This window comes from Streptomyces sp. NPDC051576 (assembly GCF_040681835.1).
GTDB lineage: Bacteria > Actinomycetota > Actinomycetes > Streptomycetales > Streptomycetaceae > Streptomyces.
Window position 1 is genome coordinate 299,228 of the sequence record NZ_JBFAZO010000011.1, and the last position, 23,483, is coordinate 322,710.

The window sequence follows — 23,483 nt, forward strand, 5'->3', positions numbered from 1 at the left end:
CTCACATCTCGAACGACTCGTGATGGATGCGGCGGGCGGGAACCCCCGCGCCGCGCAGTGCTTCGTAGACGGACTGCGCGAAGCCGGGCGGCCCGCACATGAAGACGTCATGGTCGTTGATGTCGGGCATCTTCCGCCGCAGGGACTCCGCCGAGATGTCGGGGCGCTCCCCGTCGGGGCTGTTCACCGCGTACATCAGCCGGGCGCCGCGCTCGTCGGCGATCTTCGCCAACTCGTCCCACAGCGCCAGGTCCTGGGTGGTGTTGGCCCGGTACAGCAGGGTGATGTCACCGGCGGCTCCGGGCAGCGTCTCGAACAGCGCCCGCATCGGGGTGATGCCGACGCCGCCGGCGACCAGCAGCACCTTGCCGCGGGTGCGCCGCTGCGAGGTCATCGCGCCGTACGGACCCTCGGCCCACACCTTGGTGCCGGGCCGCAGCTCGCGCAGCCGGGCACTGTGGTCGCCGATCGCCTTGACCGTGATCCGGAGCATGTTCGGGCGGGGCGCCGCCGACAGCGAGTACGGGTGCGAGCTGAACCGCATCCCCGGCGCCAGGAACCGCCACCGGAAGAACTGCCCCGCCTCCGCGCCCATCCGGTGCAACTTCCGCCCGCTGATCAGTACGGACACGATGCCGGGCGTCTCTTCGACGACCGCTTCGACCCGCATCCGGTGCCGCATGTTGAGGCGGATCGGGGCGAGGATCCGGTACCAGACCACCAGCGCGGTGACCGAGCCGTAGAGCCCGTACCAGACGGTCTTGGCGAGCGGGGTCAGGGCGAAGTCGTTGCCGGTGGTGATCTGGTGCCAGAAGGTCAGGAACACCGCCGCGTACGTGAGGAGATGTACGTGGTACCAGGTGTCGTACGGCAGTCTGCGGCGGATGCCGCCGATCGAGGACAGGCCGATGAGCAGGAACAGGCCGGTGCCGATGGCGGCCTTGCCCATGTCGGGCAGCTGGTTCACGGAGTCGATGGTCTGCTGGACGATGTCGCTCAGCGTCTTGCCCGCCTGGAGGGCGTAGCCCCACATGATGAGGAAGACGTGCGCGAAGACCAGGCAGAGGGTGTAGCGGCCGCTCATCGCGTGCCAGCGGGCGACCCGGTCGGAGCCGACCCGCCGCTCCAGGGCGGGCACCCGGGCCATCTGGAGCACGACGAGTGCCATCAGATATCCGGCCAACAGGCCTGTGATACGGCCCGCGTTGAGGATCTTGCCGTTCTGGTCGGCGATGGACGGCGTGTTGTGCCACCACATCCACAGCACCCCGACCGCGCCCGCCCAGACGGCGAGCAGCAGCAGGGTCGCTGGGGAGCGGCGCGGGCGGATGCGGCGCATCGTCTGTCGGCGGGCGGCACGTCCGCCTGCGAGCGTGGTGGTCACGGTTCCTCCGTGGACGGGGCACAAGGGGGGTGGCGTGGTCCCTTGGCCCTGAAGTACGTGCCGCGGAGGCCGTGTGTTCAGAGGCCTGCCGAGTCCAGTGCGGACTGGAGTGACTGGCGGTAACCGTCACTTGTGTACGTCGCGCCGGACACGGTGTCGATGCTCGCGCTCTGCGCGGCGAGGGCCTCGCTCTTCAACTGCGGCAGGGCATAGGAGTTGATCTCCTGGTCGCGCGGATTGTCCGAGGGGTACTGGACCGCCGTGACATCGGTGACCTTGCCGTTCGTCACGGTGATCTTCACCTGGACGGGGCCCCAACGGGTCTGAACGGTGTCCCCGGTGACGGTCTTGGTGCCGGTTGAACTGCCCGAGCTGCCCGAGGAACTGCCCGAACTGCCCGTACCGGCCGAGCTGCTTGAGCTGCTCGACGGCGCCGTCACGGGCGCCACCGCGATCTCCGGAGCGGTGTGCGGCTTCAGTGCGAGCAGCATGACCAGACCGGACGCGGTGACCGCGCTCGCCAGCACGATGCGGCGCAGCGGACGGTTCTGCTTCAACGGATGCATGAGGGCCTCACAGCTCGAACGACTCGTGGTGGATACGGCGGTCCGGCACACCGGCGGCGCGCAGCGCCCCGTACAGATCCTGGGCGAACGCGTGCGGACCGCAGATGTACACGTCGTGCCCGGCGAGATCGGGCACCGCCTCGCGCAGGGCAGCCGGGGTGAGCGAAGGGCGTTGCCCCTGCGGCCCGTTGAGCGCGTACAGCACCTTCGCCCCGCGCCACCGCGCTATCGACTCCAACTCCCCGCCCAGCGCCAGGTCTTCGGCCGTACGCGCCCGGTACAGCAGCGTCACCTCGCCGGGCAGCGTCTCGAACAGCGCCCGCAGCGGGGTGATGCCGACACCGGCCCCGATCAGCAGCGACTTGTGGGAGGTGCGCCGGTCGGCGGTCAGCGAGCCGTACGGCCCCTCCACCCACACCCGGGCACCCGGCCGCAGCAGCGGCACGGCCGCGCTGTGGTCGCCGAGCGCCTTGACCGTGATCCGCAGCATGTCCCGGCGGGGCGGCGCCGACAGCGAGTACGGCGTCGACGTCCAGCCCATGCCCTCGCCGAAGAACCGCCAGCGGAAGAACTGCCCGGCCTCCGCGCCCATGTCGTCGACATGCCGCCCGCGGACGACGACGGAGTACACGCCCGGCGCCTCCCGGTGCACCGACTCGACCCGCAGCCGGTGCCGCAGGTTGAGCCGCACCGGGGCGAGCACCCGGAACCACAACACCAGTGCCGCGACGCCCAGATACAGGGCGTACCAGGCGGCCGTGGCACCGGCGTGGCCGTTGAACTCGTTGCCCAGGGTCAGTTGGTGGAAGAAGGCGAGGAACACGGCGACGTACGTGAGGAGATGGACGTAGTACCAGAACTCGTAGCTGAGCCTGCGGCGTGCCGCACGGGCCGAGGTGATGCCGACCGCGAAGAGGATCAGCGCACCGAACGTGCCTTTCAGCATGTCCGGGTAGTCCAGGACGACCGTCACCGTCTCGTGCACGACCGAGGCGCGGTCCTGGGCCGCGTACCCGAGCAGGATCAGCACGATGTGCGCGACCAGCAGACAGACCGTGTAGCGGCCGGCCATCGCGTGCCAGCGTGCCACCCGGTCCGAGCCGATCCGCCGCTCCAGCAGCGGCACCCGCGCCATCAGGCCCACCAGCACCGCGCAGGCGTACCCGCACAGCAGCCCGGCGATCCGGCCGCCGCCGGTCAGCCAGCCCGCGGCCCCGACGACCGAGCCGGTGTCCGCCCACCACAGGGCGACGACGGCCGCCGCGCCCGCCCACAGCAGGGCGAGCACCGGGACCGCCGGTGAACGCCGGGCGACGGGTGGCACGGGCGGCGCCTTCCGCTGCTCGTACACGGTGGTCATGTGTGTGTCCTTTCACGTTTCCTGCACGCCACTGTGCGGGCCGAACCTCTGAGGGATCTCTGAGCGGGCGCCTTTCTCAGAGGACTCAGAGGAAACTCAGAGGGGCTCACGGCGGCCGGGGGCTGTGCGAGGGGTGATGCTGGTAGTGCCATGAACACGACTCGCTCAGGCCGACCGGCCCTCACCCGCCCCGACGGCACTCCCGTGCGCGTCCTCGTCGTCGACGACGACCCCGACCTGGCCGAGGTGCTCTCCGGCGCCTTGCGCTACGAGGGCTGGGAGGTCCGCACGGCCGGTGACGGGGCCTCCGCCGTCGCCGGGGCGCGCGAGCTGCGGCCCGACGCCGTCGTCCTCGACGTGATGCTCCCCGACACCGACGGCTTCGCAGTGCTGCGCACCCTGCACGAGGTGAAGCCCGACGTCTGTGTGCTCTTCCTCACCGCACGGGACACGGTCGAGGACCGCATCGCCGGCATCACCGCGGGCGGCGACGACTACGTGACGAAACCCTTCAGCCTGGAGGAGGTGGTCGCCCGGCTGCGCGGACTGCTGCGCCGCGCGGGCATGGCCCGCCAGCAGGAGGAGGGCCCCCGCATCACCGTCGGGGACCTGGTCATGGACGAGGAGGCCCGCGAGGTCAGCCGCGACGGCAAGCTCATCGAACTGTCGCCGACCGAGTTCGAACTGCTCCGCTTCCTCATGCGCAACCCGCGCCGCGTCCTCAGCAAGGCCCAGATCCTCGACCGCGTCTGGTCCTACGACTTCGGCGGCCAGGCCCATGTCGTGGAGCTGTACATCTCCTACCTGCGCAAGAAGGTGGACCAGGGCCGGACGCCCATGATCCACACCGTGCGCGGGGCCGGGTACGTGCTCAAGCCGGTCGTCCGATGAGCGCGGTCGTCCGATGAGCCGGGCGTCACGGGTGAGCAGGGCGCCGCGGGCCGTCGGGCGGTGGCTGCGGCGACTGCCCCGGCCGCACACTCTGCGGGCGCGCCTGACGGCGGGCCTGGTGGTGCTGCTCGCGGTCAGTTGCGCCGCCGTCGGGGTGGCCGCGGTGATCGAGCTGGACGGCTTTCTCACCGGCCGGCTCGACCAGCAGTTGGTGGAGGTCGGGACACAGTTCCCGGCCAGCCTGGAACACAAGGGCACGACGCCGACCGACCACGACGCCGACGACAGGGAACGCGGCGACACCCGTCGGCAGGCGCCGGGTACCTTCGGTGCCCGTCTGGTCGACGGCACCGTCACCAACGCGGCGGTCGTGCCCACCGACAAGGGGGGCGCCACGACCGACCTGAAGGTCGCCCTGACCGCGCGGGACCGGAGGGAACTCGCCGCGATCCCGGTCGACGGCAGGGCCCACACCATCTACCTCTCGTCCCTCGACAGATACCGCGTCCTCGCCTCCAAGGGCCGGGACGGAGACGTGATGATCACCGGGCTCCCGCTGGAGTCGGTGGAGGCCACCGTCCACCGGCTGGAAGCGGTCGAGGCGATCGTCTTCGGCGCGGCCCTGCTGGCCGCCGGGTTCGCGGGCGCCCTCTGGGTGCGCTGGTCGCTGCGGCCGCTCAGCCGGGTCGCCGCCACGGCCACGCTGGTCAGCGAACTCCCGCTGGCCAGCGGCGAGGTGGCCCTGCCGCCCCGGGCGCCCGAGTCGGATCCGCGCAGTGAGGTGGGCCGGGTCGCCGGTGCCTTCAACCGCATGCTCGGCCATGTCGAGGACGCGCTCACCCACCGGCACGCCAGCGAGGAACGCCTGCGCAGCTTCGCGGCCGACGCGAGCCATGAGCTGCGGACCCCGGTGGCGTCGATCCGGGGTCACGCCGAACTCGCGCTGCTGCACCCGGACCCCGTCCCGCCCAAGGTGACCCGCGCGCTGGAGCGCATCGCGTCCGAGTCCGCCCGGATGGGCGTGATGGTCGACGAGATGCTCCTCCTCGCCCGCCTCGACGCGGGCCGCCCCCTGGAACGCCGCCCCGTCGACCTCACCCGCCTGGTCCTCGACGCGGTCGCCGACGCGCGGGCCGCGGGCCCCGATCACCGCTGGGCCCTGGAACTCCCCGAGGAACCGGTCACCGTCACGGGCGACGCCCACCGCCTCCAACAGGTGTTGGCCAACTTGTTGGCCAACGCACGTTTGCACACGCCTGTTGGTACGAAGGTGACCGTGGCACTGGAGGCGGAGACGGAGACGGCGGAAGCCGGGGCTGGGCTCGGCACGATCTGCCTGCTGGTCCACGACGACGGCCCGGGAGTCCCGGAGGAGGTCCAGCCCGGAGTCTTCGAACGCTTCACCCGGGCGGACCGTCGACGGACGGAGGGCGGGGGAGCGGCAACCGGAGGAGGAGCCGGGCTGGGCCTGTCGATCGTGGTGGCGGTGGCGGAGGCACACGGGGGAAGCGTGACGCTGGAGAGCCGTCCGGGAGCGACCACGTTCACGGTTCGGCTTCCGGTGGCGGTCAGTACCGACTGATCGCCGTAGCCCCGCCGGCGGTCCCGATCGCGATGTGCGGCCGCCGCCCGGGATCGACCCAGGCGAGAATCCTCCGCATCGCGTCCACCGGCACGGACACACAACCAGCCGTGGCCCCACGCCCGTTGACATGCAGAAAGATCCCGGCACCCCGCCCCTTCACGGGCTTGGCGTAGTTGAACCCGATGACGAACCCGTACGCGTACTGCGTCGGGTACGAGATCATCCGCTCGGACTCGGACGCCCGGCAGTCGCCGGCCAGCGGCTCACTCCACCGGTTGTAGACCCGCGACCGGGTGTCCTCGCACCACCATGAACTCCCGTTCACCCGCCGGTACTTCGCCCGGGTCCGACCCGGAGCGGCCTTGATCCCGAAGGCGTACGGCAGGTCGTACAACCCGGTGGGAGTCGTAAAGGACCCCTGCTTGCGCGCCCCGCCCTCGACCAGCCCCTTCGCCCCGAACCGGGCGGCGGCCGAACCGGCCTTGACCCATCTCCCACCCCGCCGCTCCCACCAACTGAGCGTTCCCGCTGTGGAGTTCGCACGCGGCGCCCGGGCGAGGACCAGTTGACCGCCGCCCCCGGTGTCCGCGAGCGACAGGGGCAGCGGGGGCTCCGCGGAATGCGCGGGCACCGCACCGAGCACGAGGAGAAGTGACGCGGACGCGAGGGCGACGACACCGGGACGCATGGCTCAGACGGTAGAGGGCGTACACGGTGACGGCACCTCAGGTGAGCCGAACAGGCAAGGCGTCCAGACAATGCCTACAGGCGAAGGGACCCTGGTCCGGACATCACCGTGGCCGCCCCGGCCGGCGTTCATCGGGGCGGCCACGGCTGCCTGTCACGTCACTGGGTGAGCGTGCAGGCGGCCAGGGAGTCCAGACCGGTCGGCTTGGTGCCCTGACGCCCGATGGAGATGGCGATGCGGTCGATGGTGGAGACGCGCTTGTCCTTCAGCGGGCCGAGGATGGCGTTCTGGACGAAGTTGGGTCCGCCCTGTCCGACGGTGTCGACGAGTCGCTTGTTGGCCTCGGCGATCTGGGTGTCCAGGAGGGCGAGGTTGCGGTCGACCTCGGCCTGCGCGGATGCCGGGACGGCGGGGAGCTGCGACTTCACGTCCGGGCAGGTGATGGTGCCGACCGCACTCGAAGTGGCGGCGGTGTCGTCCGTCTCCCCGGCCGCCTGGGTGGCGGCCGCCGTGGCGCTCGGGGTCGCGGTCGCCGTGTCCGTCGCACCGGTCGAACCGCTCGTGCCGGCCGCGTCGAGGGTGCACTCGGCGAGCGCGTCGAGGCCCGTCGGCTTGGTGCCCTGACGCCCGATGGAGATGGCGATGCGGTCGATGGTGGAGACGCGCTTGTCCTTCAGCGGGCCGAGGATGGCGTTCTGGACGAAGTTCGCCCCGCCCTGTCCGACGGTGTCGACGAGTCGCTTGTTGGCCTCGGCGATCTGGGTGTCCAGGAGGGCGAGGTTGCGGTCCACCTCGGCCTGCGCGGACGCCGGGACGGCGGGGAGCTGCGACTTCACGTCCGGGCAGGTGATCGTCCCGGGGTCGGACAGCGTCCGGGCGCTCTGCGTGGTGCTGCTCTTGTCGGGCGTACCGGCAAGAGCGGAACCGGCGATGACCGCGCCGGACAACACCACGGCGGCGGCACCGCCGATGAACACGACGCGACGCTTGTTGTACTTGGGGAGAGCCCTGGACATGCGAATGCCTCACTCGGGTCAGGGGTGAACGGGGAGTGACTCGTGGGGGAAACGCGGCGCCTGCGTTCGGCGAGAGGTACGGGAAAGCGGTTGCTGGTGTTCAAGGGCCGCTAAAATTGACGAATCATGCGTGGCTCTGCATAATCATGCATGCGACATGATGCAGGGATACCGCGGATACCGCGGGACGCGATGCGGGGACACTGCAAGCGTGACGACCGACCCATCCACAGCCTTTGAGGAGCAGCGCAAGTGAGCAGCAACAGCGGTGACGTACGGCTCTGGGGCGGTCGTTTCGCCGACGGTCCCGCCGAGGCCCTGGCGAAGCTGTCCGCGTCCGTCCACTTCGACTGGCGGCTCGCGCCCTACGACATCGCCGGTTCCCGCGCCCACGCGCGCGTGCTGCACAAGGCGGGCCTCCTCGACGACGACGAGCTGACCCGGATGCTCGCGGGCCTCGACCAGCTCGAAGCGGACGTCGCCGACGGCTCCTTCGTCGGCACGATCGCCGACGAGGACGTCCATACGGCCCTGGAGCGCGGCCTGTTGGAGCGCCTCGGCCCCGACCTCGGCGGCAAACTGCGGGCCGGCCGGTCCCGCAACGACCAGGTCGCGACGCTGTTCCGGATGTGCCTGCGCGACCACGCCCGCTCCATCGGCGGTCTGATCGCGGACCTCCAGGACGCGCTGGTCGGTCTCGCGGAGGCGCACCCGGACGTCGCGATGCCCGGCCGCACCCATCTCCAGCACGCCCAGCCGGTGCTCTTCGCCCACCATGTCCTGGCCCACGTCCAGTCCCTGTCCCGGGACGCGGAACGCCTGCGGCAGTGGGACGAGCGCACGGCCGTCTCGCCGTACGGCTCGGGAGCCCTCGCGGGTTCCTCCCTCGGTCTGGACCCGGAGGCGGTGGCGAAGGACCTCGGCTTCGAGCACGGCTCGGTCGCCAACTCGATCGACGGCACGGCCTCGCGTGACTTCGTCGCCGAGTTCGCCTTCATCACCGCGATGATCGGGGTGAACCTCTCCCGGATCGCCGAGGAGGTCATCATCTGGAACACGAAGGAGTTCTCCTTCGTGACCCTGCACGACGCGTTCTCCACGGGCTCGTCGATCATGCCGCAGAAGAAGAACCCGGACATCGCGGAGCTGGCGCGCGGCAAGTCGGGCCGCCTGATCGGCAACCTGACCGGCCTCATGGCCACGCTCAAGGCGCTCCCCCTCGCCTACAACCGCGACCTCCAGGAGGACAAGGAGCCGGTCTTCGACTCCATCGACCAACTGGAGGTCCTGCTCCCGGCGTTCACCGGCATGATGGCCACCCTGACCATCCACCGCGAGCGCATGGAGGAACTGGCCCCGGCCGGCTTCTCCCTCGCCACCGACATCGCCGAGTGGCTGGTCAGGCAGGGTGTCCCGTTCCGGGTCGCGCACGAGGTCGCCGGCGAGTGCGTCAAGGTCGCGGAGTCCGAGGGCATCGAACTCGACGGCCTCACCGACGAACAGTTCGCGAAGATCTCCGCCCACCTCACCCCCGAGGTCCGCACGGTCCTCAACGTCCCCGGCGCCCTGGCGTCCCGCAACGGCCGCGGCGGCACGGCCCCGAGCGCGGTGGCCGTCCAACTGGCCGAGGTGAAGCAGGACTTGGCGGTTCAGCACGCTTGGGCCACGGCGAAGAGCTGAGGGGTTTTCGGGGGCGGGGGGCTGGATCCTGATGCTGATGGGGCACACACGTCTCGACACCGCCAGGATCCGGGCCGCCCGCCAGGTGATCGACCCGGTCTTTCTCGACACTCCGCTGTACCGGTGCGAGGCGCTGGAGCCCGCCCTCGGATGTGCGGTGAGCGTCAAGCTCGAAACGGCGAACCCGGTCCGCAGCTTCAAGGGCCGGGGCACCGAGGTGATCGCGAGCCGACTCGCCGGCGACGGCTCGCGCGCCGCGGTGTGCGCGAGTGCGGGCAACCTGGGCCAGGCACTCGCGTGGTCCGGTCGCGGCCGGGGTCTCGACATCACCGTCGTGGCCTCCCGCTTCGCGACCCGGACCAAGCTCGATCGCATCCGCGCACTGGGCGCCGGGCTGGAACTGGTGGACGGCGACCACGAGTTGGCGCGCGAGCGGGCGGCGGCCATCGCACGCCACGACGGCATCCGGCTGGTCGAGGACAGCCTGGACATCGAGACCTGCGAGGGCGCGGCGACCATCGGTCTGGAACTGGTGGACACCGCGCCGCAGTTCGACACCGTGCTGATCGCTCTCGGCGGCGGAGCGCTCGCCACCGGAGTGGGCCATGTGCTGAAGGAACTCGCGCCCGACGTCGAGGTGATCTGTGTACAGCCGCTGGGCGCACCGGCGTTGACTCTCTCCTGGCGCGCGCGACGGGTCGTCACCACCGACTCGACCGACACCATCGCCGACGGCGTCGCCGGCCGGTATCCCATCCCGGCCGTCCTGGACGACCTCCTCCTGGTCGCCGACGACGCCGTCCTCGTCCAAGAGGCGTCGGTCATCGCCGGTATGAGGCTGCTCCTCGACCACGCCGGCCTCGTCGTCGAACCCTCGGCCGCGCTCGGCATCGCCGCGATCCTCGAAGACCGCGACCGCTTCGCCGGCCGGCATGTCGTCACCATCGTGTGCGGCAGCAACGTGGACGTGGACGCCCACCGCCGCTGGACGACTCCCGCTCCCGGCCCCTGACGCCAAGGTCATCGCGGGTTACGTTGGTCGCAGCCCCACCGGAACCGCCCCACCGGAACCGACCGAACGGAGCCCGCGATGCCCTTCGCCCGACTGGCCGCAGCGACCACCCCCACCAGCCACCTCGGACTGGGCCTCGCCGCCGTCGGCCGCCCCGGCTACATCAACCTCGGCCGCGACCAGGACCTCGGCGAGGACCGCAGCGCGGAGTCCCTGCGCGCCCGCACCCACGAACTGCTCGACGCCGCCTACGCGCAGGGCGTCCGCTACTTCGACGCGGCCCGCTCCTACGGCCGCTCCGAGGAGTTCCTCGCCGACTGGCTGGCCGCCCGCCCCGACCTCGACGACATCGTGGTCGGCAGCAAATGGGGCTACACCTACACCGCCGACTGGTCCACCGACGCCGAGAAGCACGAGGTCAAGGACCACAGCGTCCAGACCTACGAGCGCCAGCGCGCCGAGACCGCCGCCCTGCTCGGCGACCGCCTCGACCTCTACCAGATCCACTCGGTGACCCCCGACAGCCCGGCCCTCACCGACAAGGAACTCCACGCGAGGCTGGCCGAGGCCGCCGCCGGGGGAGTCACCATCGGCTTCTCGACCAGCGGTCCGGCCCAGGCCGACGCCATCCGCGCCGCGCTCGCCGTGACGGTCGACGGCGAGCCCCTCTTCCGGACCGTCCAGTCGACGTACAACGCCCTGGAGACCTCGGCCGGCCCCGCCCTCGCCGAGGCCCACGACGCCGGACTCACGGTGATCGTCAAGGAGGGCATGGCCAACGGGCGGCTGGCTCAGCCGTACGCGCCGGACGCCCTGAAGGCCGTAGCCGAAGAGACGTCCCTCGGTACCGACGCGATCGCGCTGGCCCTGATCCTGCGCGAGCCGTGGGCCGGCGTGGCCCTGTCCGGCGCGGCGACGGTGGGGCAGCTCGCCTCCAATCTGCACGCGGCGGTCGTGGACCTGGACGACGACCAGCTCGCCCGTCTCGACGCGCTGGCGGAGGAACCGCACACGTACTGGGAGCGGCGCGGACAGCTGCCCTGGCACTGACGGGACACCTGTTGAACCCCGGGCCATGAGTCACACATGCCCGCGGTGAGACATTAATGTCTCATGTGGGTTATGGTTGTCTCATGGCCGTCGACCGTGACCACGTACTGCGCAGCGCAGCCGCCCTGCTCACCCGGAAATCCACGTCCACCATGGACGAGGTCGCCAAGGCGGCCGGAATCAGCCGGGCCACCCTGCACCGCCAGTTCGCCGGGCGTGACGCCCTGGTCCGCGCGCTGGAGGCGCTCGGCATCGCCGAGTGCGAGGCGGCCCTGGACGCGGCCCGCCTGGCCGAGGGGCCCGCGAGCGACGCCGTACGACGGCTGGTGCGCGCGCTGGAGCCCGCGGCCGGTCTGCTCGCGTTCCTCTACACCGAGAACCAGCTCTTCGAGGGCGAGGGACAGAACGAGGGCTGGACCCGCATCGACGACCGGATCGCCGCGCTCTTCCGGCGCGGCCAGTCGAGCGGCGAGTTCCGCATCGACCTCACCCCGGCCTGGCTCACCGAGGCCCTGTACGGCCTGATGGCCTCCGGCGCCTGGGCCGTCCAGGAGGGCCGGGTCGCCGCCAACGACTTCACGCACATGATCGTCGAGCTGCTGCTCGGCGGAGCACTCAGAAGAGATGAAACACGGAGAGAGGAATCATGACCAGCACCCTGCGGCCGGCTGTCGCGACGGAGACGGAGAAGCGCCCGGGCCGGTGGCTCGCGCTCTCCGTCCTCGTGCTCGCCGTGCTGCTGGTGGCCGTGGACGCGACCGTCCTGGGCCTCGCAACCCCTTACATCAGCGAGGACTTGAAGCCCTCGGGCACCCAACTCCTGTGGATCGGCGACGTCTACTCCTTCGTCATCGCCGGCCTGCTGGTGTCGATGGGCAGCCTCGGCGACCGAATAGGCCGCAAGCGCATCCTGCTCGTCGGCGCCACCGCCTTCGGCGCGATCTCGGTCCTCAACGCCTATGCCACGACACCGGAGTTGATGATCCTGGCCCGGGCGCTGCTCGGCGTCGCGGGCGCGACCCTGATGCCCGCCACCCTCGCCCTGATCCGCAACCTCTTCCACGACCCGCGCGAACGCAGCCTCGCCGTCGGCGTCTGGGGCGCAACCGCCTCCGCCGGTACGGCAGTCGGCCCCGTCGCGGGCGGCTTCCTGCTCGAACACTTCTGGTGGGGCTCGGTGTTCCTCATCAACCTGCCCGTCATGGCGGTCCTCGTCCTGGTCGGCGTCAAGACGCTCCCCGAGTCGAAGAACCCGAACCCCGGGCCGTGGGACCTGCTCAGCGTCATCCTGTCCCTGGTCGGCATGATCGCCACGGTGTACGCGGTCAAGGAGGCGGCGACCCACGGCTTCACCGCTACGACGGCCACCGCGGGCCTGCTCGGCGTGGCCGCGCTGTACGGCTTCGTCCGGCGCCAACTCACCATGCCCGTACCGCTGTTGGACATGCGCCTGTTCCGCAACCGGGGCTTCGGTGGCGCGGTCCTCGCCGACCTGCTGACCATCCTCGGCCTGTCCGGGCTGGTCTTCTTCCTCTCCCAGTACCTGCAACTCGTCCAGGGCCGCAGCCCGTTCGAGGCGGGCCTCGCCGAAATCCCCGCAGCCGTGGGCGCGGTGGCGGCCGGTCTGATCGCGGGTCGGGCGGCCCGCCGCTTCTCGGTCCGCGCGATCGTCGCCGGCGGTCTCGCGGCGGTGGGCCTGGCCCTCGCGGTCCTGACGTCCGTGGACCGGTCGACCGGCTACCCGCTCCTCGGCGCCGCACTGCTGGTGGTCGGCGTCGGCGCCGGCTTCTCCTTCACGGTGACCGCCGACGTCATCCTCTCCTCCGTACCAAAGGAACAGGCGGGCGCGGCCTCGGCGGTCTCGGAGACGGCGTACGAACTCGGCGCGGCCCTCGGCATCGCCGTACTCGGCTCGATCGTGACGGGCGTGTACCGGGACTTCGCGGCACCGGCGGGCACCCCCAGCGGGGCGCACGAGTCACTGGGCGGCGCGGTGGAGGCGGCGGCGGGGATGCCGACGGACGCGGCTCAGCAGATGCTGTCGTCGGCCCGCGCGGCCTTCGTGGACGGCCTGTCCATCGCGGTGGGCGCGGGCGCGATCGTCCTGCTGGCAACGGCAGTCGCGGCATGGTTCATGCTGCGGGACCAACGGCTGGACAGCACACCTTAGAGGTGCTCCCTAGGCCGCCTTCGCCTTCGTGGCGTACATGTCCACGTACTCCTGCCCCGACAACCGCATGACCTCGGTCATCACGGAGTCGGTCACCGCCCGCAGCACATAGCGGTCCCGGTCCATCCCCTCGTACCGGGAGAACTCCATCGCCTCACCGAACCGAACGGTGACCCGACCGGGACGGGGAATCCCCTTGCCCCCCGGCTGCAGCTTGTCCGTGCCGATCATCGCGAAGGGGACCACCGGCGCGCCCGTCATCATCGTGAGGCGGGCGATGCCGGTGCGGCCCCGGTACAGGCGCCCGTCGGGGGACCGCGTGCCCTCGGGGTAGATGCCGAAGACCTTGCCCTCCTCCAGGACGCGGCGTCCGGTCATCAGCGCGGCGACACCGCCGTTCGCGCCGTCCCGGTCCACCGGGATCATGCCGACGCCGGTGAAGAACCAGGCCATGAGGCGGCCCTTGAAGCCCTTGCCGGTGACGTACTCGTCCTTGCCGATGAAGAACACCTGGCGGTCGCAGACCAGCGGAAGGATCATCGAGTCGATGAACGTGAGGTGGTTCCCGGCCAGGATCACCGGCCCGTCGCCCGGGATGTGCTCCACACCCTCCACCCGTGGGCGGAACATCAGGCGCATGATCGGTCCGAGCACTGCCTTGATGAGCGCGAAGCGGGACAACGGGCCCTCCGGTGTCAAGGGGTTCGATATAAGTCTGTGCAGGTGAGGACGATACTCGCGGCGCCCGGGGTATTGCACATCGGGTTCACCCAGGTCTTACGCGGTGTTGACGCATGTTTACCTGCGGTGGCGTGCCGGAGCCGTCCCGTAACCGGGCCGCCATGTTGTGACGCATCTCGCGTTCCTTGCTGATGGAGGGTCAAACCTCGCCTTCCCTACGACATCCAGCGTCACCGCCGTGTTCCGGCCGAGGTCTCCCGTTGGTCATGTACGCGCACCTACGATCGGCGCGCAGCGACGGGGCGACGCCAGGAGGATTCATGGACACGCAGGGATCGCAGGGGCCGAACGAGCGAGTGAACGGCACCGGACGGCGGGCGCTGCTCGGCGCGGCCGTGCTCGGCGCGGGAGTGGCCGCACTGGGACCGGCCGGCAGCGCGAGAGCCGCCGAGGCGACCGGGAAGAGCGGGCACGGCGGCGGGCTGAAGAGCCTGCCCGTGCCGACGATCATCGGCCACCGGGGAACCAGCGGCTACCGCCCCGAGCACACCTTCGGCTCGTACAACCTGGCCCTCGACCTGGGCGCCGACATCGTCGAGGCCGGTGACCTCGTCCCCACCAAGGACGGCCACCTGGTCTGCCGGCACGAGCCGGAGATCGGCGGTACCACCAACGTCGCCGACCACCCCGAGTTCGCCTCCCGCAAGACCACCAAGCTGCTCGACGGCGTCTCCACCACCGGCTGGTTCACCGAGGACTTCACGCTCGCCGAGCTGAAGACCCTGCGCGCCATCGAGCGCATCCCGGCCAACCGCCCGCACAACACGCTCTACAACGGCCGCTGGGAGATCCCCACCTTCGAGGAAGTCCTCAAGTGGCAGGACGAGCAGACCCGTAAGCGCGGCAAGCAGGTCTGGATCTACCCCGAGATGAAGCACCCCACCTACTTCCGCAAGCGCGGGTTCGAGATGGACAAGCTGCTCGCGAAGGCCCTGCGCAAGCACGGCAAGGACCGCAGGAACTCGCCGGTCCTCATCCAGTGCTTTGAACCGACCGGCATCCAGAGGATCAGCAAGCTGGTCGACAACAACCTGGCGGTGCTGCTGTCCGGCACGGGCACCCAGCCCTTCGACTTCATCGACCTGGGCGACCCGCGCACGGTCGACGACCTGGTCACCCCCAAGGGCCTCGCCGAGATCGCGACGTACGCCCAGGGCATCGGCCCGACCCTCGACCTGATCATCACGAAGAACGCCGACGGCAGCCTGAACAAGGAGACCACCCTGGTCGCCGACGCGCACAAGGCGGGCCTGATCCTGCACCCCTACACCATGCGCAACGAGAACCCCTTCCTGCCGCTGGAGTACCGCAAGGGCACGGCCGTGGACGCCTACGGCGACGCCTTCGGCGCCTTCCAGCAGTACTTCGCCACCGGCGTCGACGGTGTCTTCACCGACAACGCCGACACCGGCCTGCTCGCCCGCGCGGACTTCGTCAACGGCTGAGCCCCGCGCCCCGTTGGGGTGACAGACGGCCGCCCCGGCAACCTTCTGCCGGGGCGGCCGCGTCGTGCCGCATATGACACACCAACTCGTCGCCACCCTGCGCCCGCTGCTCGCCGCCGAGGCCTCCGCCGAGGCATATGCCTCCGGAACCGAGCCGGGCGACCTCGAACAGGCCGTCTGGCTCCGCCTCCTGGAACGCCTCGACGCCTCCGGTCCACCGGTCGACCCGCAGGGCTGGCTGCGCCGCGCGGTCCGCTCCGAGGCCCGCCGCACCCGCCGCACGGCTCGCCTCGAACAGTCGTACGGCGATGATCCCGTCGAGGACAGCGACCGCGGCCCCGAGCAGACCGCCCTCGCGGCGGCGAGGCATCGCGCGCTGCACGACGCGGTGCGCCGGCTGCCCGGCCGTTGCCCGCGGCTGATGGAGGCGTTGCTGTCGCCCAAGGACCTCACCTACCGCGAGATCGCGGGGGAGTTGGGTATCTCACAGGGCAGTCTCGGCCCGGAACGTTCCAGATGTCTGGGATGTCTTCGGCGATTGCTGACGCCGGAGGTTGCGGCCCTCGAAGCACGGGGATAGGAGTGAGAAACCAAAAGGCGATCAGGTGAGCGGGAGGCGTGCGCACATGGGCATGAGCGTGACCATCTCGGTGGCGACCGAGCAGGACGCAGAGCAGATCTTCAGGCTGCAGTACCTGTGCTTCCAGAGCGAGGCGGCGCTGTACGGCAACTACCGCATCGACCCGCTCGTCCAGAGTCTCGACTCCGTCCGTGCCGAGGTCGGCTCGGACTGCGTCTTCGTCGCGCGGCTCGGAGAGGAGGTGGTCGGCTCGGTCCGCGGCACGGTGACGGAGGACGGAGCGGCGGCCATCGGCAAACTCTGCGTCCACCCGCGCCTCCAGGGCCACGGCATCGGCGCCCGCCTCCTCCGCGCGGCCGAAGCCGCTCTCGCCGGAGAACGCGGCGCCAAGAAGTTCCGCCTCCACACCGGCCACCGCAGCGAGGGCAACCTCCGCCTCTACCGGCGCGTCGGCTACGAGACCGTCGGCACCTCCCAGGGCGACGACGGCGTACCGATGATCGTCCTGGAGAAGCCGGTCGAGGCGTACGTGGCTACTGCGTGACGGTGTCGGCTCGGTTCTTCCGGAGCCAGTACAGCGCGGACAGTGGCAGCAGCACGGGGATGAAGATGTACCCCGCGCCGTAGTACGACCAGACCGTCGCGTCCGGGAAGGCCGAGCTGTCGATCACGGTCAGCGTGCCCACGATCAGGACACCCGCGAGTTCGGCGGCGCAGCACGCCTGTGCCGCCCTGCGGGCCCGCTCGCCGCCGCGGATCAGGGAGTACGTGATGAAGCCGTACACCACACCCGCGACGGCCGACAGCGAGTAGGCGAGCGGGGCCCGGTCGAAGTCGGTGGCGATCTGGTAGACGGAGCGCGACACCGCGCCGACGACCATCACGCCGTAGAACCAGACGAGCAGCATGCCGGGCCCGCCGATGAGCCGCTTCGGCTTCTCTTCCACGGTGTCTTCCACGGCGGTCATCTCAGCTTCCCCAGATGTCGTAGAGCCGGACTTCGAGCACGGCGAGGACCACGGCGCCGGCCGCTACCGTCGCCGAACCCCAGCGGGTGCGCTCGGCCAGCGACATGAAACCGGCCGCAGGGACGGCCGCGAACGCGCCCAGGAGATACGCCACGAAGATCGCAGTGCCCTGCTCGGCCTTCTCGCCGCGCGCCAACTGCACGATGCCGATGACCAGTTGGACGGTGGCCAGCAGGGTGACCACGGCCATCCCGATGAAGTGCCAGTCCTTGGTCGACTGATCGCGGTAGGCCGCCCACCCGGTCCAGGCGGCGAGCAGCAGCGCGGCGACACCGGTCACCAGCGTCAGGGCATCAAGCATGCAGTGACCCTATTACGGGCCAAAAGGCAGGTGACCGTAGGGTCGGGAACATGAAGATCCACGCTGAGGCCCTCCTGTTCGACAACGACGGCACACTCGTCTCCTCCCTCGAATCCGTGCGCCGGTGCTGGACCCGGTGGGCGGCGGAGTTCGGGATCACCGCCGAGGACTTCGCGCGGGTCGAGCTGCACGGACGGACCGCCGTGGCGATAGCCGCCGACCTGCTGCCCGCCGATATCGTCCCGGCGGCGGTCGCGCGGATCGAGGCGCTGGAGGTGGAGGACGTGCCCAACGGCGGTGCGACCCTGCTGCCCGGCACCAGGGACTTCCTCGACTCGCTGCCCGCAGACCGCTGGGCCGTGGTCACCTCCGCCACCCGCAGGCTGGCCGAGGCCCGGCTCGCCCACGCGGGCATCCTCCCCAAGACCCTCGTGGTCGCCGAGGACGTGAGCCGGGGCAAGCCCGACCCCGAGCCCTATCTCCTCGCCGCCCGCCAACTGGGCGTCGACCCGGCCCGCTGTGTCGTCTTCGAGGACGCCCCGGCTGGACTCCAGGCGGGCCGCGCGGCCGGAATGATCACCGTGGCATTGGCCACAACCCACCAGGCCCACGAGCTGGACGCCGACCTCGTCGTCGAGAACCTGTCGGCCCTGTCCGCGCTGGTCAGCGACGGGGGAGTGGAGATCTCCGAGCGCCGCTGACGGCCGTCCGCCGCTGTCCGGCATGCGGACAGCGGCCCTTTGTCAGGACCGTACGTCTGGTTTACTGATTCCATGACCACGACGAGCAGCCGCACCCTTGCGACCGAGGCGACCCTGACGCCCGGTGCTCGTTGTATGTGTCGAATGTGCGCCTTCTAGAGGGCCCCCGCACCACCCCCGCCTCGCGCCCCGAAGCGAGCCGTCGTGGCATGTCCCCGCGCCGAACGCCGTAGGTGACTCCTGCCCCGCGCACATTTTCCCTTCCGTACCAGGGCACACCCACGCCCGCGTACTCGACAGTCATGGAATCCCAGTGATCACCACAACGGGCCTGACCAAGGTCTACCGCTCGCGAGGCCGTGAGGTCACCGCCCTCGACGGCGTCGATCTCCACGTCCGCGAAGGCGAGGTGTACGGCGTCATCGGCCAGTCCGGCGCCGGCAAGTCCTCGCTCATCCGCTGCGTCAACCTGCTGGAGAAGCCCACCGCCGGCACGGTCACCGTCGCCGGACAGGACCTCACCGCCCTCGCCGGGCGCGGACCCCGGGCCGGACGCGAACTCCGGCAGGCGCGCAGCCGTATCGGCATGGTCTTCCAGCACTTCAACCTGCTCTCCTCGCGGACCGTGCAGGACAACGTCGAGCTGCCGCTCGAAATCCTCGGCACATCGGGGAAGGAGCGCTCGCGCAAGGCACTCGAACTGCTCGACCTGGTCGGCCTCGCCGACCAGGCCAAGGCCTACCCGGCCCAGCTCTCCGGCGGTCAGAAGCAGCGCGTCGGCATCGCCCGCGCCCTGGCCGGCGACCCCAAGGTGCTGCTCTCCGACGAGGCCACCAGCGCCCTCGACCCGGAGACCACCCGCTCGATCCTCCAACTGCTGCGCGACCTGAACCGGCAGTTGGGCCTGACCGTCCTGCTCATCACCCACGAGATGGACGTGGTGAAGTCGATCTGCGACTCGGCCGCGCTCATGGAGAACGGGCGCATCGTCGAGGCGGGCACCGTGAGCGAACTGCTCGCGACCCCGGGCTCCGAGCTGGCCTCCGCGCTGTTCCCGGTCAGCGGCGAGGCGCACGGCGAGGACCGGACCGTCGTCGACGTCACCTTCCACGGCGAGGCCGCCACCCAGCCCGTCATCTCCCAGCTCTCGCGCACCTACAACATCGACATCTCGATCCTCGGCGCCGCCATCGACACCGTCGGCGGACTCCAGGTCGGCCGTATGCGCATCGAACTGCCCGGCCGCTACGAGGACAACGTCGTGCCGATCGGCTTCCTGCGCGAACAGGGCCTGCAGATCGACGTGTTGGGCCAGGAGCCCGTACTGCTGAAGGAGGGTGCCAAGTGAGCTGGTCCGAGATGCAGCCCCTGCTGTCCCAGGCCTGTTGGGACACGCTCTACATGGTCGGCTGGTCCACGGTCATCGCCGTCGTCGGCGGACTCCCGCTCGGCGTCCTGCTCGTGCTGACCGACCGCGGCGGACTGCTCCAGAACGTCGCCGCCAACAAGGTCATCGGGCAGATCGTGAACGTGGCCCGCTCGCTGCCGTTCATCATCCTCATGGTCGCGCTGATGAACTTCACCCGGACCATCACCGGCACGACCATCGGCCGCGAGGCCGCCATCGTGCCGCTCGCGATCGGGGCGATTCCGTTCTTCGCGCGCCTGGTCGAGACGGCTGTCCGGGAAGTGGACGGCGGGCTCGTCGAGGCCGTGCAGTCGATGGGCGGCAACACCTGGACGATCGTGCGCAAGGTCCTCGTACCGGAGTCGCTGCCCTCGCTGATCTCCAGCACCACCACCACGATCGTCGCGCTCATCGGCTATTCCGCCATGGCCGGCACGGTCGGCGCCGGCGGCCTCGGCGACATCGCCATCCGCTACGGCTACCAGCGCTTCGAGACCCAGCTGATGTGGATCACCGTGGCGATCCTCGCGGTCGTCATCTCCCTCATCCAGTTCGCCGGCGACTACGCGGCCCGCTCGCTGCACCGGCGCGGCGGACGGTCCGGTCCCGCGCCGAGGCTCCGGCTGCTGAAGGCCGCGTAGGCGCCCCGGTACCCCGATATCCCCACAGACTCCCCGCACCACCCACCGCGGGGCCGCAACACCCCTCAGGAAAGGCACTTTTCGTGCGTAACACCGCCAAGATCACCACCGCCGTCCTCGCCGCCGGAGCCCTCACCTTCGCGCTCTCGGCCTGCGGCTCGGGCAAGGGCTCCTCCTCGGCATCCGACTACAGCGGACCGCTGGTCGTCGCCGCGAGCCCCACCCCGCACGCCGAGATCCTCGACTACGTCAAGGACCACCTGGCGAAGAAGGCCGGACTCGACCTGGAGGTCAAGGAGTTCACCGACTACGTCACGCCGAACACGGCGACCGAGGACGGGTCCGTGGGCGCCAACTACTTCCAGAACCAGCCGTACCTGGACGACTTCAACAAGAAGAACGGCACCCACATCGTGCCCGTCGTCACGGTCCACCTGGAGCCGCTCGGCCTCTACTCCCACAAGGTCAAGAGCGCCGACGCCCTCAAGAGCGGCGCGACGATCGCCGTCCCGAACGACAGCGTCAACGAGGCCCGCGCCCTCAAGCTCCTCGCGGCCAACAAGCTGATCACCCTCAAGGCCGGTGTCGGCAACGAGGCGACCCCCGCCGACATCACCAAGAACCCCAAGAACCTCAAGTTCAAGGAGCTGGAGGCGGCCCAGACCCCGCGCTCCCTGGACGACGTCGACGCGGCCGTCATCAACGGCAACTACGCCATCTCCACGGGCCTCAAGCCCGCCAAGGACGCCATCGTCCTGGAGTCCGCGACGAACAACCCCTACGGCAACTTCCTCGCCGTGAAGAAGGGCAACGAGAAGGACCCGCGGGTCAAGAAGCTCGCGAAGCTCCTCACCTCCCCCGAGGTCAAGAAGTTCATCGAGGACAAGTACGACGGCTCGGTCATCCCGTCCTTCTGAGTCCTGTCGTGGTGCGGGCGGGTGCTTTCATGCTGCATGCTGGGCAGTTCAGGGGGCCCTGAACATTTCCCAACGGTTACGGAGCGGCGCATGACTAGCACCTTCCCCAACATCTCCATCAGCACGGAGCGGTTGGTGCTGCGGCCCCTCGACGAGGACGACATCTCGGCCCTGACCGAGATGATGAACGACGAACAGGTCGCCTCCTGGACCGACGTTCCCCAGCCGTTCACCGAGGACCGGGCCCGCCGCTGGATCACCGAGTACGCGCCCACCGAACGGACTTCGGGCCGCGGCCTCGACCTCGCCGTCACCGAGTTCCTCACCCAGCGCCTGGTCGGCGTCGTCCAACTCGCCAAGACCAACTGGCACGTTCGCTCCACCGAGCTGTCGTACGTCATCGCCCCCTGGGCCCGCGGCGAGGGCTACGCCTCCGAAGCGGCCCTCGCCACCGCTCAATGGCTGTTCGGGGACCAGAAGTTGGAACGCATCGAGCTGCGCACCGCCGCCGACAACACCGCCTCCCAGCAGGTGGCCCAGAAGATCGGCTGCATCAGCGAGGGCGTCCTGCGGGGCGCGTGCATAGCGCACGTCCGCGCCGACGACGGCACCTGGTCGGACGTCCGCACCGACTTCATCGTGTGGAGCCTCCTCCCGGAGGACCTGGAGGGCACGGCCGAACAGCTCGCCGACGCCGACGGTTTCACGTCACTCGCCGACTGGAACTGAATCCGGCGGGTACGACCCCGGGAGCACGGCCCAGCCGCACCAGGTACCCTCACGGTGCCCGCGTACGGGCCGCTTTCCCCGACGACCTGCGAAGAACCCCTGGAGACTGACGACGATGGCCGACCGCGTCACGGTGATCGGCTGGGACGGCTCTCCGCTGACCGCCGCGGCACGCTCCGCACTCGCCGCCGCCAGCCTGGTGGCCGGCGCGCCCCACCATCTCGCCCTCCCCGAGGTGCCGCAGCGCGCCGAGCGCATCCGCCTCGGCAGCGTCGCCCTCGCCGCCCGCCGGATCGCCGGACACCGCGGCACCGCGGTTGTGTTCGCCGACGGCGACCCGGGCTTCTTCGGTGTCGTACGCGCCCTGCGCGCCCCCGAGTTCGGCCTGGAGGTCGAGGTCGTCCCGGCCGTCTCCTCCGTGGCCGCCGCCTTCGCCCGCGCCGGTATGCCCTGGGACGACGCACAGGTGGTCGTCGCACACCGGCGCACCCTGCGACGCGCGGTGAACGTATGCCGGGCTCACGCAAAAGTCGCCGTTCTCACCTCACCGGGCGCCGGTCCCGCCGAACTCGGCCTGTTGATGGAGGGCGTCCACCGCACCTTCGTCATCTGCGAGGAACTGGGCACCGACCGCGAGCAGGTCACCGTCCTCACCTCCGACAAGGCCGCCGACCGTACCTGGCGCGATCCCAACGTCGTCATCGTCATCGGCGGCCCGGCCGGTCCCGCCGTCACGACCGCCGCGGGCGAGGGCTGGATCGCCGGCCGCGACCCGGCCGCCGTCGCCCGTGGCTGGACACTTCCCGCCGAGGCCTACGGTGGCCAACTGGGCGAGGGCGAGACGGATCTGCTCCGGGCCGCCCAACTCGCCCGCCTCGGCCCGCGTGTCGGAGACCTCGTGTGGGACATCGGCTGCGGCAGCGGCGCCTTCGCCATCGAGGCGGCCCGCGCCGGGGCCGCCGTCATCGCCGTCGACCGCGACACCCAGGCCTGCACCCGCACCGACTCCGCGGCCCGCAGCTTCGGCGTGCACCTCCAGATCGTCCAGGGCGACGCCCCGCACATCCTGGAGAACCTCCCCGAACCCGACGTGGTACGCGTCGGCGGCGGGGGAGTGGCCGTCGTCTCCGCGGTCGCCGACCGGCGCCCGCAGCGCATCGTGGCGCACGCCTCCACGCGCGACGAGGCCGAACTCGTCGGCCGCGACCTCACGGAGCACGGCTACCACGTCGAGTGCGCCCTCCTCCAGTCCGTCCAACTCGACACCAGGGCCTGGACGGAGACGGAGCGGAGCGTCGCGTTCCTGCTCAGCGGCCTCCTGCCGGAGCGCGTTTCCTGACCCCTCGTACCGTCCCCGTGATCCTGTTGTCGTACTGCGCGCGGTAGGCTGGCCGACTGTTGTACCGCATCGGGTGACCCGGCACTTCGTTCGTCAATGTCCGGAAAACCCGCCCGTTTTGGGGCGAGTGTGGTACGGCGGAACCGGGGGACGCGCAACGTGGCGCAGTCCACAGCGGGCTGTCGCGGGTCAAGCTGTCGCGACGGCCGAACGGCCGCGACAATGCCAGGCAATGGCTTTGTCGTCTAAAT

24 protein-coding genes are annotated in these 23,483 nt (G+C 70.3%); 16 read left to right on the forward strand and 8 right to left on the reverse strand.

From position 1 onward, the window contains the following. Position 1: 1 nt before the first annotated feature. From AB0M63_RS32960 to AB0M63_RS32970, 3 genes are all read right to left on the reverse strand, one after another. Positions 2–1,384 carry a ferredoxin reductase family protein gene (locus tag AB0M63_RS32960; RefSeq protein WP_355919237.1) on the reverse strand — a complete coding sequence of 461 codons (1,383 nt, stop codon included), beginning with the start codon at positions 1,382–1,384 and terminating at the stop codon, positions 2–4. 77 nt (positions 1,385–1,461) lie between these two features. After that, positions 1,462–1,950, reverse strand: a complete 489-nt coding sequence (locus AB0M63_RS32965) for an FMN-binding protein (protein ID WP_355919234.1) — start codon at positions 1,948–1,950, stop codon at positions 1,462–1,464. A gap of 7 nt (positions 1,951–1,957) precedes the next feature. Continuing rightward, positions 1,958–3,310 (reverse strand): ferric reductase-like transmembrane domain-containing protein, encoded by a 1,353-nt coding sequence (locus tag AB0M63_RS32970; protein WP_366021935.1) that lies wholly within the window; start codon positions 3,308–3,310, stop codon positions 1,958–1,960. A 150-nt stretch (positions 3,311–3,460) separates the two neighbouring features. On the opposite strand from AB0M63_RS32970, the gene AB0M63_RS32975 reads away from it, so the two are divergent. Further along, entirely contained in the window at positions 3,461–4,201 is a 741-nt protein-coding gene (locus AB0M63_RS32975; protein ID WP_355919228.1) for a response regulator transcription factor, read from the forward strand. 13 nt (positions 4,202–4,214) lie between these two features. Further along, positions 4,215–5,783, forward strand: a complete 1,569-nt coding sequence (locus AB0M63_RS32980; protein ID WP_366021936.1) for a HAMP domain-containing sensor histidine kinase — start codon at positions 4,215–4,217, stop codon at positions 5,781–5,783. On the opposite strand, the gene AB0M63_RS32985 is transcribed toward AB0M63_RS32980, so the two are convergent. After that, positions 5,770–6,474, reverse strand: a complete 705-nt coding sequence (locus AB0M63_RS32985) for a L,D-transpeptidase family protein (RefSeq protein WP_366021937.1) — start codon at positions 6,472–6,474, stop codon at positions 5,770–5,772. The genes AB0M63_RS32980 and AB0M63_RS32985 overlap by 14 nt on opposite strands. A 158-nt stretch (positions 6,475–6,632) precedes the next feature. Continuing rightward, complete coding sequence (locus AB0M63_RS32990; protein WP_366021938.1) at positions 6,633–7,490, reverse strand: hypothetical protein; 858 nt, start codon at positions 7,488–7,490, stop codon at positions 6,633–6,635. 252 nt (positions 7,491–7,742) lie between these two features. Between AB0M63_RS32990 and argH the strand changes: the two genes are divergently transcribed. The 5 genes from argH (at position 7,743) to AB0M63_RS33015 (ending at position 13,402) form a co-directional block, all read left to right on the forward strand. Next, complete coding sequence (gene argH, locus AB0M63_RS32995; RefSeq protein WP_366021939.1) at positions 7,743–9,170, forward strand: argininosuccinate lyase; 1,428 nt, start codon at positions 7,743–7,745, stop codon at positions 9,168–9,170. A gap of 37 nt (positions 9,171–9,207) precedes the next feature. Beyond that, positions 9,208–10,182, forward strand: coding sequence for a pyridoxal-phosphate dependent enzyme (locus AB0M63_RS33000; protein ID WP_366021940.1), 975 nt, complete (start codon positions 9,208–9,210; stop codon positions 10,180–10,182). Between the two features lie 78 nt (positions 10,183–10,260). Next, a complete protein-coding gene (locus AB0M63_RS33005; RefSeq protein ID WP_355919211.1) occupies positions 10,261–11,232 on the forward strand; it encodes an aldo/keto reductase in 972 nt (323 codons plus the stop codon). Positions 11,233–11,315: 83 nt separating this feature from the next. Next, on the forward strand, positions 11,316–11,882 hold the full coding sequence (locus tag AB0M63_RS33010; protein ID WP_355919208.1) for a helix-turn-helix domain-containing protein: 567 nt from the start codon (positions 11,316–11,318) through the stop codon (positions 11,880–11,882). Further along, complete coding sequence (locus AB0M63_RS33015) at positions 11,879–13,402, forward strand: MFS transporter (protein WP_366021941.1); 1,524 nt, start codon at positions 11,879–11,881, stop codon at positions 13,400–13,402. The genes AB0M63_RS33010 and AB0M63_RS33015 overlap by 4 nt, the downstream gene beginning before the upstream one ends. Positions 13,403–13,411: 9 nt before the next feature. Here AB0M63_RS33015 and AB0M63_RS33020 read toward each other — a convergent pair whose 3' ends face one another. After that, positions 13,412–14,101 carry a lysophospholipid acyltransferase family protein gene (locus tag AB0M63_RS33020; RefSeq protein ID WP_355919201.1) on the reverse strand — a complete coding sequence of 230 codons (690 nt, stop codon included), beginning with the start codon at positions 14,099–14,101 and terminating at the stop codon, positions 13,412–13,414. A 302-nt stretch (positions 14,102–14,403) separates the two neighbouring features. Between AB0M63_RS33020 and AB0M63_RS33025 the strand changes: the two genes are divergently transcribed. The 3 genes from AB0M63_RS33025 to AB0M63_RS33035 all read left to right on the forward strand — a co-directional run bounded on the left by AB0M63_RS33025 (position 14,404) and on the right by AB0M63_RS33035 (position 16,712). After that, positions 14,404–15,588 carry a glycerophosphodiester phosphodiesterase gene (locus AB0M63_RS33025; RefSeq protein ID WP_366021942.1) on the forward strand — a complete coding sequence of 395 codons (1,185 nt, stop codon included), beginning with the start codon at positions 14,404–14,406 and terminating at the stop codon, positions 15,586–15,588. Positions 15,589–15,661: 73 nt separating this feature from the next. Beyond that, positions 15,662–16,168 (forward strand): sigma-70 family RNA polymerase sigma factor, encoded by a 507-nt coding sequence (locus AB0M63_RS33030; protein WP_355919195.1) that lies wholly within the window; start codon positions 15,662–15,664, stop codon positions 16,166–16,168. Positions 16,169–16,214: 46 nt separating this feature from the next. Continuing rightward, positions 16,215–16,712, forward strand: coding sequence for a GNAT family N-acetyltransferase (locus AB0M63_RS33035; RefSeq protein WP_356057671.1), 498 nt, complete (start codon positions 16,215–16,217; stop codon positions 16,710–16,712). On the opposite strand, the gene AB0M63_RS33040 is transcribed toward AB0M63_RS33035, so the two are convergent. Together AB0M63_RS33040 and AB0M63_RS33045 are read right to left on the reverse strand one after the other, a co-directional pair. Next, positions 16,702–17,136: a hypothetical protein gene (locus AB0M63_RS33040; RefSeq protein WP_355919189.1), complete on the reverse strand. Its 435-nt coding sequence runs from the start codon at positions 17,134–17,136 to the stop codon at positions 16,702–16,704. The two genes, AB0M63_RS33035 and AB0M63_RS33040, sit on opposite strands and share 11 nt — an antisense overlap. Position 17,137: 1 nt before the next feature. Next, complete coding sequence (locus AB0M63_RS33045) at positions 17,138–17,497, reverse strand: hypothetical protein (RefSeq protein ID WP_355919186.1); 360 nt, start codon at positions 17,495–17,497, stop codon at positions 17,138–17,140. Between the two features lie 50 nt (positions 17,498–17,547). On the opposite strand from AB0M63_RS33045, the gene AB0M63_RS33050 reads away from it, so the two are divergent. The 6 genes from AB0M63_RS33050 to cbiE all read left to right on the forward strand — a co-directional run bounded on the left by AB0M63_RS33050 (position 17,548) and on the right by cbiE (position 23,232). Next, on the forward strand, positions 17,548–18,198 hold the full coding sequence (locus AB0M63_RS33050; protein ID WP_366021943.1) for an HAD family hydrolase: 651 nt from the start codon (positions 17,548–17,550) through the stop codon (positions 18,196–18,198). 313 nt (positions 18,199–18,511) lie between these two features. Continuing rightward, on the forward strand, positions 18,512–19,546 hold the full coding sequence (locus tag AB0M63_RS33055; protein WP_366021944.1) for an ATP-binding cassette domain-containing protein: 1,035 nt from the start codon (positions 18,512–18,514) through the stop codon (positions 19,544–19,546). Beyond that, a complete protein-coding gene (locus AB0M63_RS33060; RefSeq protein WP_366021945.1) occupies positions 19,543–20,247 on the forward strand; it encodes a methionine ABC transporter permease in 705 nt (234 codons plus the stop codon). Before AB0M63_RS33055 ends, AB0M63_RS33060 begins: the two co-directional genes overlap by 4 nt. Positions 20,248–20,330: 83 nt before the next feature. Next, on the forward strand, positions 20,331–21,164 hold the full coding sequence (locus AB0M63_RS33065; RefSeq protein WP_355919172.1) for a MetQ/NlpA family ABC transporter substrate-binding protein: 834 nt from the start codon (positions 20,331–20,333) through the stop codon (positions 21,162–21,164). 90 nt (positions 21,165–21,254) lie between these two features. Beyond that, positions 21,255–21,893 (forward strand): GNAT family N-acetyltransferase, encoded by a 639-nt coding sequence (locus tag AB0M63_RS33070; protein WP_355919169.1) that lies wholly within the window; start codon positions 21,255–21,257, stop codon positions 21,891–21,893. 115 nt (positions 21,894–22,008) lie between these two features. After that, complete coding sequence (gene cbiE / locus AB0M63_RS33075) at positions 22,009–23,232, forward strand: precorrin-6y C5,15-methyltransferase (decarboxylating) subunit CbiE (RefSeq protein WP_355919166.1); 1,224 nt, start codon at positions 22,009–22,011, stop codon at positions 23,230–23,232. Positions 23,233–23,483: the final 251 nt, after the last annotated feature.